Below are 5,579 nucleotides of genomic sequence, written 5' to 3' on the forward strand. Positions count from 1 at the left end.
GGTTCCAAGATTATTAAAGATTTTGAGCGATGGTCCAGTAAGGTCAACTTCCTTGAGCAGGTGCAGACACTTGCCAGGCTTCTCTGCAGGGACGGAACATATGTGGCACTACCCAACGGGAACGCAGAGACCTTCTCTCTGATACCCCTGCTCATGCAGAATACAACTATTCTTCCAGAGGATTTTACTGTTGGCGAAATGAACCCTAAAGAAATCCTCACACCCCCCACTGGATCTATTGTTATCAATGAAAGTGACAAGGCCAAAAGAAAGATCTTGAAGATCAGTGATGTGGTTTGCGGATCCTACAATGCCTGGGACACTGTTCAGAAGGATCCTCTCAAGCGAGATACATACGGTATTTATGGTGCTTCCATGATGGAACCTATCGAGCTTAGTATCCGGAACTTGCTAAACATCAACTATGGATACGTTTCATTTGTGAAGAAATACGGCAATGGCAGGTATCTGATCGACTTCAAGCTCCTTGAGAAACTGGTCGAGCAGGAGATTGTCAGCATCGAGGATGCTCAGAATATCATAGATGCCTGGCTTGATGAGCACAAGTACCTCTCTGAGAACGAGGACATCGCTGCAGTAGGTCTTGATGTAATTCCTGTTGATGCAAAGGGCTCCCTGGATGTCATGTCGTTCAAGAAGTCACTGGAAACAGATATTCAGATTGGACTGCTGCAGTCCCCACTCAGTATGGGAGATACAAAAGGGTCCACCTATGCAGCTGGATATGTTTCCGAAGAGGACCGTATGGTTGTCCTGGAAGGCTTGCAGCATATTGTCCGGAACATCGCCAACAGTGCCATCAATATGCGACTTCGACTCATGGACAAGACTGAAGATTCTGTATGGATAGAGTTCGAGGAACTTAGCCGACCACAGCTGGAATCCCGTGATGTGATTGAATGGTACAATAGCGGAGTTCTTACAAAAGAGCAGCTTCTCAAATGGGGTGGATTCCCGGTGGAAGGGGAATGATCAGGTGAAAGGATGTCACTCCTGAAATCTCCAGAACTTATCCATGTAGAGAATCAGATCATCTTGCTTTTAGACCGAACCATGGAGAAAGCATTCAGATTAAGGACCATGGACTATAAGCGAGAGCTTGTCCGCAATGTTCGCAGGGAATTTGGGTCCAAGACCTATGTGAAGCAACTGGACAATATCATCACTGAGATCATCAAACAATCGTTACTGTACGCCGATAAACAAATGAAACAGATCTCTGCATCTGCAATAGATGAGTCATACGTGCTTACAGAAGAGGCTGTGAGGATATCAACTGAGCTGGCAGATAATGTTGTAGAATCTATCGTTCAGATGCTTAAAAATGAAGATATCTATACGATGCATCCCAACCAGCTGGCCAAAAGGATAGTAGACATCTGGGAAGGAGAACGATACAAGGCAGTTAGATTTGCCAGGACCTTCACTGCAGATGTTGCTATCAACACAACTGTGTATCGGTATAGACAGCGTGGAGTGGAATATGTTGAGTTTGATGCTGAACTTGATGGTAGGACAAGTAATCAATGCAGGGCTTTGCATGGTACGATGTTCTCAACGGAATCTGATTCTCTCGATTTGTACAGGCCGCCTTTGCATCATCATTGTCGGAGTGGCCTAAAACCAATGCCAATTACCAGGGAAATCAATCCTGCTGCAGAGTTCGAGAACCGTGACTTTCGTTATCAGATGAATCAGAATGGTGTGTTTTTTAAGGAATTGGCTGATGAGAAAGTTGTAGAGAAGGCTTTAGAGAACATTGACAGGTTCAATGAGAAATATCGGATATCGCAGTTCATTCTGGACAAGGATATTGAAAAGAGGTTATTAGCAGAAAATAGACTGAAGATTTCTGTAAGCTAATTGGAAAAAAGCAGCTTCTTGTGATATATCGTTGCCAAATTCATAATTTTAATTCAATGAAATAAAATGGAATGATAGATACATTCCATCTACCTCTAATCTACTCATCGTTCTCTTCATCCCAGTCAGCTGGGCGCCCTTCATTACCACGGCTCTGCCAATATGCATTATTGTTTGGATTGCACTGGTTAGCATGGTTGTCATTATTAGATTTAGCCATTGATATCACCTCCTTTTGAATTGTCATCATTGCCAGATTATTTCATTTTAATTCGAAGTCATTGGATATTTTCAGTTCCTTGCAGAAATATTAACTTCAAGTGGCTTTGGCGCTTCCTCAGCGATGTATTCATAACGAACATATCCACTTAGTTCTGGTTTTTGACCAGATTTTTGAAAGATATCTCTGGCCCTTTTGAGATGAGTACCAATCTCCTGTCTGTTTTTCATCCCGAGTAGATTAGCTGCAGTTGCATAGGTAAGCTTAGGGCCATATTCCTCATCTACAAGGTAAAAAGCCAGGGCTTGTGCTGGACTTAAATCTCCTCTGTTTACAAGAACTTCAATTGGAATGTGAGTAGGAAGTGGCTTTGCCACACACATAGTTGCCATGCGAATTGGGTTACGATTATTGTTTTCAGCGATGAGTACTTCTTGTAAGAATTGTGTTGGAAATGGTTCATCTGAAAAGTCCGGAACTATCTCCGAAACCGAGTTATATCCTAAAATATTAAGCAATCTTGGCTTTAGATTATTTAGGGAACTATTCCACTCTTTTGAATCGGACTCGTCAATACATGCATGTTCTTTATCTGCTAAACCTGAATCATCAAATACTCTGGCAGCTTCTGACCATCGAACTGGACTTCCTTTAGGAGTCATTGTCCATAATTCATATGTTGATCTCATTATGAAGCAATTGATATTTTCTAAGTCTGCGAAGTTTTCGCTTTTTCTGAATAGGTTTTGATTAGTAATACACCACAGAGATACCGCAGCGGTCCAATCTGAAATTGAATTATTAATGAGCACGGCGCTGGGAGCGCTGGATTCAGTCCACTCTGATACGAGAAGTGTAAATGGTGTACTTTTGTCATCACTAAAAACGTGAAGTTTACCTCCCATACTTTCAGCTGTAAACGATGCCAATGCAGCTGCAAAAATAGGTTTTTCAGGGTGTTCAAGAGGCAGGTTTTGATATCTTCTAAGTACTGCAAGGGCCATCCCAGCATCAGATATAGTCTTACGAGTCAGTTCCATATGAAATACAATGTATTTCTATGATATATAGATTGTGATATACATTGTATTTCATATCTAAATATCTAATTCACTCATCCTCGTCAAAAGACAGTAACAAATTTAATATTAGGCACCAATAGCCATTATTAAATTTGCATCTTGAAACGAAAGTACATTGTATAATCTTTTTATACCCGTTGTATTTGTACTTGAATGCCGATGGCTATCACTATTGAAGGTACTGCATTTCCACTCGGCGAGATAAACAAAAACGGATGGGGCATTCCCTTTTCAGAAGTAGATAATGCCATCTCCTCTCTCAAAGGCTCTGTACTTCGTATATGTCCACGAGATGCTCCCCACGATTGTGACTTTTCAGAGGATCCTAATGCTGAGATAGGCAGGGTCGTCGATGCCTGGCGAGAAGGATCGGAGATCAAAGCAAGAGCATCGGTAACCGACTCCGTGGCTGAAAGAAAGATCCAGGATGGAACCTGGGAAAACACATGGAGTGTCTATTCTCTGGCCGATTCTATCGATGATAACTGGGCCAGCGGAGTCCAGGCCAGGTCATTAACCCTTGTCCAGAATCCTGCATGGGAGCAGGCAACCTGGAATATAGCTGCATCCGAAAATGGAAAGGTAGCGGTACGTAACATTCATCAATTCAAAATCATCGCATCAGGTGATCCTGTGACAGATAACAAAGACGATTCTAACAGCGGTGGAGATCCTTCCCCGGACGAAAAACTTGCTGAGCTCGAAAAGGACAATGCAGCTAAAGATAAGGATATCGATGACCTGAAAGCTGCTAATACAGAACTTGAAACAAAGGTTAATTATCTCGAAAAAGTGGTCGCTTCATATGAAAAAGATAAGGCCACATCCGTTCCTCTGGAAAAGGTGCAGGAGCTAGTGGCAAGCAAAGCCGATGAGATTGCCACTGCTAAAATTGTAGCTTACAAGGAAGAGCAGAGGAGAGACAGTGCAATGGAAAGTTTCACAGCTGCCAGGAAGAACCTGAACCTTGAGACAAAGGACGAAGACTACCAGCATCTGACGGCCGCAGATATTGAGAAGCTTGCAGAGGACTTGGGAAGCATAAAGCTCGGAGCAACAGCTGAGTATGTCAAATATCCCAGCTCAACAGGCATGGGTACCGTCGGCAGATGGGACAGCACCAAAAATGAATGGGTGGTGGACTAATGGCATACTCAGGCGTTGTGAAACCAGCAAACAAGATAGTGGCTGGTGGAAGTCCTCTGGAACAGGAACTTAAGATCGAAAATGCCACGAACATGTATCCTGGCAGACTGGTCAAGAAGGGGACCAACGATGACGATATGGTTGTGAATACCGCAGCTGGTGCTACACTGGGATGGCTCGGATACGAACAGACAAATCCAGCATTCATGCCCACTGACGTCGATACCATCTACGCACTGGATGACATGGCTGCTGTCCTCTATGGAGGCAGTTTCCTGATTGTTGGTAGCCTTGCATCAGGTCAGAACGTGAACAAAGGTGCACGTCTTAAGGCAGCTGCTGATGGAGAGCTTGCAGCCGGTATTGTTGGAACAGATGAGATCGTGGCAATCGCTGAGGAATCAGTTGATGCAACCTCAGCTGCTGCAGATATTGTGGTACTGAGTCTCATATGAGGTGATTAACATGACAAACGCACTCGCAACATTCTCAAAAGAAATAGACTCCTCTATTGTCCCTGCTCTCAGGAACGCACTTATCGGAAGGAAACTGGTACATGTGACCTCAGAGAAGGGATTCGGTATAACCTCTGTTGACTGGGGTAAAATCACTGATGTCAGTGACGGATACGTATCATATGGTTTCCGTGACGGTAACGAGGACAAGATCGAAGTTTCCCTGACCAACTCAAAGATACCTGTCTACTGGAAGGACTACACGGTTGACAGGCGCATTTACGAGAGCTGGCTTAGAAGTGGAGTGGATGTCGATAAAGCATCTTCCATTTCTGCAGCATACAAGGCAGCAAAGGCAGAGAATGCAGCTATCATGATGGGTGTCAGCAACGACGGTACGAATTATGATATGAATGGACTTTACCAGGGAGCTGGCAACGATTATGCTGTAAGCAAGGACTTCGGTACCTATGGCAATGCCACAGATGCCTTGGCAGGTGTCTATGAGCTCATGGATGATGATGGCATTCCCGTTGACAGTCTTTCATTCAACTGGGTACTTGCAACCACACAGCGCAGGCAGCTAATGGCCAGCCGCAGTGCAAACGGTATCAAAGAAATGCCGGATATCCTGGACATGCTCAACGGCGGACAGGTATTCGGTACTAACACACTAACAGCAGGCACAGGTTTTGTATGCCCAACAGAGAACGTCGGAGAACCTTATGTCGACTTCTACATGACATCCGATTTCAAGACAGAGCATGGCGTGGACTCAAAACACCCCGACAC

6 protein-coding genes are annotated in these 5,579 nt (G+C 44.1%); 5 read left to right on the forward strand and 1 reads right to left on the reverse strand.

Features of this window, described 5'->3' with window-relative positions:
* On the forward strand, positions 1-993 hold a 993-nt coding region (locus BM008_RS15050; protein ID WP_177188108.1), incomplete at its 5' end, for a hypothetical protein.
* 12 nt (positions 994-1,005) lie between these two features.
* Positions 1,006-1,884, forward strand: coding sequence for a minor capsid protein (locus BM008_RS14570; RefSeq protein WP_091938309.1), 879 nt, complete (start codon positions 1,006-1,008; stop codon positions 1,882-1,884).
* Positions 1,885-2,175: 291 nt separating this feature from the next.
* Here the strand turns inward: BM008_RS14570 and BM008_RS14575 are convergent, their stop codons facing one another.
* Entirely contained in the window at positions 2,176-3,144 is a 969-nt protein-coding gene (locus BM008_RS14575; protein ID WP_143072381.1) for a hypothetical protein, read from the reverse strand.
* A gap of 195 nt (positions 3,145-3,339) precedes the next feature.
* Here BM008_RS14575 and BM008_RS14580 point away from each other — a divergent pair, with 195 nt between their 5' ends.
* The 3 genes from BM008_RS14580 to BM008_RS14590 form a co-directional block, all read left to right on the forward strand.
* Positions 3,340-4,332: a hypothetical protein gene (locus BM008_RS14580; protein ID WP_143072382.1), complete on the forward strand. Its 993-nt coding sequence runs from the start codon at positions 3,340-3,342 to the stop codon at positions 4,330-4,332.
* Positions 4,332-4,787: a structural cement protein Gp24 gene (locus BM008_RS14585; RefSeq protein WP_091938315.1), complete on the forward strand. Its 456-nt coding sequence runs from the start codon at positions 4,332-4,334 to the stop codon at positions 4,785-4,787. Before BM008_RS14580 ends, BM008_RS14585 begins: the two co-directional genes overlap by 1 nt.
* Positions 4,788-4,797: 10 nt before the next feature.
* A partial coding sequence (locus BM008_RS14590) for an encapsulin (RefSeq protein ID WP_143072383.1) occupies positions 4,798-5,579 on the forward strand: 782 nt, incomplete at its 3' end.

It is taken from the genome of Methanolobus profundi, from assembly GCF_900114835.1.
Classification (GTDB): Archaea; Halobacteriota; Methanosarcinia; order Methanosarcinales; family Methanosarcinaceae; genus Methanolobus; species Methanolobus profundi.